Below are 3,852 nucleotides of genomic sequence, written 5' to 3'. Positions count from 1 at the left end.
GAGGCCCCGTTGACTGAACTAAATGCCGAATGGTGCAGGTCTGAAGGGGTGGGGTCGATGTGGGTCGGTAGCTTGCGGACATGAGCGAAGGGGAAAGTTCGAGAGATCTGTCGGGGCTTGTGGTGGCCCGAGTGGGTCGGTTGATAGCGACAGGTCAGGCGGCGGAGCCTTACGTCTTGCAGGGCAGCGACGGTGAACGAGTGGAGTCCGTCGAGGTGTTCTTCCGGGAGCTGATCGCTTCCGGGAGGTCGGTGGCGACGGTGCGTTCGTACGGTATGGATCTGCTCAGATGGTGGCGGTTCCTTCACGCTGTGGACGTGGCGTGGGATCGTGCCGATCGGGTCGATGCCCGCGATTTCAGTTGTTGGATCCAGTTGACGGCGAAGGCACGACAAGGATCAGTGGTGCCGGCCAGCGCCGAGGCGGCTGCTACTGCTGCGGCATCGCCGAATCCTGTCACCGGCAAACCGGCTCTGGGGGCCGGGTACTCGCCGGCGACAGTGGCGCACAGTGAGACGGTGCTGCGAAGTTTCTACGATTTTCATCGGGACGCGGGGACTGGCCCGCTTCTGAATCCGTTCCCTCTCGATCTCTCTCGCCGGTCGAGACGGGCTCATGCGCACCACAATCCGATGGATCATTGGGCACCTGAGCGTGTGGGGCGCTACCGGCCTCGGGTCTCGCAGCGGATTCCCCGAGCGATTCCCGAGGATCTGTTCGATAAGTTGTTCGCGGCGTTGTCGTCGGATCGGGACCGGGCGTTGGTGGCGTTCTGGATTTCATCGGGGGTGCGAGCGTCGGAGCTGTTGGGAGTCCGCGAGTGCGATGTCGACCCGGGGCAGCAGTTGATTACTGTGGTGCGCAAGGGAACACGTGCGGTGGAGCAGGTACCCGCGTCGGCGGACGCGTTCGTCTGGTTGCGGTTGTATCAGGAGCAGTTGCGGGGCGAGGTGCCACTCGGACGGATGCAACCGTTGTGGTGGACACTGCGAAGGCCTCGCCGCCCGTTGAATTACCATGCGGCGCATCGGATGTTCGAGCGTGCGAATGCTACCCTCGGTTCGGATTGGACTCTGCACGACTTACGTCACAGTGCAGCGAGGCGGATGGCCAACGACCCGCACTTGTCCTTGGTGGAGGTCAAAGAGGTGTTGGGGCACGCCCATTTGTCGACGACCGAAATTTATCTGACACCCGATAAGGACGAGGTGATCGCCAGCGTCCTGGCCCACCACGCTCGTACTGCTGATCAGCGGGAACATCCGCGGGCTCCGTCGCCGCCTCCTGCTCCTGGATACGATCCGGCAGCGTTGAGCGTGCTGTTCGGGAGGCCGTTGTGAGCACTGCCGTCAAGCACATGACCCGCCCGGAACGCTTCGAGGTCACACCGGTGCCGCATTCGAGGATTCGCCAACTGCACAAACAGTTTCCACCACGCGAAGGTGAACTCTGGTGGCCGCACACCGCTGCCTCTGCTGAGGAGGTCGAGGCCCGACTGAACTGCTCGGTGCTTGCTGAGGCTGCGGTCACCACCCGAGCCGGACGGCACCGGGGCGTGATCAAGATACTGACCTGGTTGGCTTCGGTGCCAGGCGATACCTGGCAAGCCCGGTGGCTCGCCAGCGGCGCCGAGAACATCCGCGGGTCTCGTTACGGCGCGACAACCTCCTGGGCCGATCTCCCGGTGGAATGGATTGCCGGACACGGGCGCCCTGTCAGACATGATCGCAACGACCTGGCTGCAGGACTGCTGATGTTGCTGTGCCTGGACGTGATCCGGCCGCAGTTGCCGTGGATGCTCTCCCGGGCGCACCCGTTTCTCGCGCCGATGATGGCAAAGCTGCGAGATCCGGACGGATTCGCGCGGTTGGACGAGCTTGCTGCCACTCAGCCGGATACCTCGCGAGACGATGCACGAATCGCAGCGACCAGAATCGCGACCCTGCTGGTATCCAAAGGCGGGACGGTCGCGGAGATCACTGTCGGCGATTGCGTGGAGCTGATCGAAACGATGGCGCAGGTGCACTCCCGCCGCGGTCAGAAGAAGATCGATTTCTACCTGCGACTACGTGCGATGGGCATCTTTCCCGAGGATGCACCACACAGCATCCGTGCGTTCGGCGCTCCGGTCGGACAGTTGACGATCGAACAACTCGTCGACCGCTACCCGATCGAGAACCAACCGATCCGAGCTCTGCTCATCGACTATCTGCGCGAGCGTCAACCCGCGCTGGACTACACCAGTCTCAACTCTCGTGCCCGAGGACTCGCCGGGCTGTTCTGGAGCCGCGTCGAGACACTCGCCCCCGGTATCGACACCCTGGCGCTGCCGCCTGACGTTGCCCGAGCATGGAAGGACGACCTGAGATCGATCACACGCACCGCCGTCGACGCGGCGGGACGAAAGCACGAAACAACTTCGCCCCGAAAGAATTACAAAGACAATCTGTTGCAAGTGCGTGCGTTCTATCTCGACCTCGCGCACTGGGCCGTCGAAGATCCGGCACGCTGGGCGCAGTGGGTGGCGCCCTGCCCGATCAGCGACGCCGAGGTCAAAAGAGGCAAGGAACTCAAACACCGTAAAGCGCGGATGGATCAGCGCACTCGCGAGCGATTGCCTGTCCTGTCGCAGTTGGTTCGGTCCGCAGCTGACCGCCGCGCGGCCGCAGCGGCTCTACTTGTTGCGGCGCAGAACACCGAACCAGGTGAGGTGATCGCGGGAACCGACGGAGAACTGCGACGATCCTTGATCCGTCGGGGAACTGGCCGCGTCGTATGGGCCGACAATACTGTTACCGGTGTTCGCCGCGATCTCACCTACGAGGACGAGGAAGCATTCTGGGCATTCGCCACTATCGAAGTGTTGCGGCTCAGCGGTATCCGTCATGAAGAGCTCCTCGAGCTCAGTCACCACAGCATCACCGAATATCGACTACCTAGTACCGGTGAACTGGTTCCGCTGCTGCAGATAGCTCCATCGAAGACCGATACCGAGCGGCTGATCTTGGTCAGTCCCGAGCTTGCGGAAGTCCTCAGTGCGGTAGTTCAGCGTTCGCGGCAACCCAACGGATCGATACCGCTCGTGGCTGCCTACGATACGCAGGAGAAGCTGTGGAATCCGCCGATGCCGCTGCTCTTTCAGCGGGGAATCGGAAACGAACGCCGAGCGATCCCACCGAGTTTCGTCCGCAAGCTCCTCATCAATGCGCTCACCGTGGCAGCTCTCACCGATGCCAGTGGCGATCCGTTGATGTTTCAGCCCCACGACTTCCGGCGAATATTCGTCACCGACGCGATCATGAACGGCCTGCCACCCCATATCGCACAGGTTATTTGCGGGCACAAGACAATTGACACGACGATGGGCTACAAGGCCGTCTACCCCTCGGAAACGATCGAAGCGCATCGAGCGTTCATCGCGCGTCGTCGTTCGATGAGACCCAGTGAGGAATACCGGACACCGACCGACGAGGAATGGGATGCGTTCTTGTCTCATTTCGAGAAGCGGAAAGTATCGGTCGGGACCTGCGCACGGTCGTTCGGCACACCCTGCATCCATGAGCATGCTTGCGTCAGATGCTCACTCCTGCGGCCGGATCCAACGCAGCGAGGCAGGCTCGAAGAAATCCGAGACAACCTCGAAGCCCGCATCATCGAAGCCAAACAGGAAGGCTGGCTGGGTGAAGTCGAAGGACTGCAGGTCAGCTACACCGGAGTCAGGGACAAGATCGCACAGGTCGATGCCACGATGAAACGAGGATCGGCAACAACTGACCTCGGAATGCCTGGATTCGGATCGATCTCGGGAAGGACTTCCACATGATTACCAAGCTTGAATTCTTGTTCAGAGAA

General features: G+C 61.6%; 2 protein-coding genes. Both read left to right on the top strand.

Annotated elements, in window-relative coordinates:
• Positions 1-80 precede the first annotated feature (80 nt).
• Positions 81-1,340, top strand: coding sequence for a tyrosine-type recombinase/integrase (locus R4P70_RS32455; protein ID WP_011133407.1), 1,260 nt, complete (start codon positions 81-83; stop codon positions 1,338-1,340).
• Positions 1,337-3,823, top strand: a complete 2,487-nt coding sequence (locus R4P70_RS32450; protein WP_011133408.1) for a site-specific integrase — start codon at positions 1,337-1,339, stop codon at positions 3,821-3,823. Before R4P70_RS32455 ends, R4P70_RS32450 begins: the two co-directional genes overlap by 4 nt.
• Positions 3,824-3,852: the final 29 nt, after the last annotated feature.

It is taken from the genome of Rhodococcus sp. IEGM 1241 (assembly GCF_033142365.1).
GTDB classification, from domain to species: Bacteria; Actinomycetota; Actinomycetes; order Mycobacteriales; family Mycobacteriaceae; genus Rhodococcus_F; species Rhodococcus_F erythropolis.
Note: the sequence above shows the minus strand (reverse complement) of the source record. Positions and strands in the feature narration are given on the sequence as shown.

What these genes read in the sequence shown, in the direction of transcription:
- R4P70_RS32455 (WP_011133407.1), top strand. Translation starts at nt 81, where the DNA reads ATGAGCGAAGGGGAAAGTTCGAGAGATCTGTCGGGGCTTGTGGTGGCC.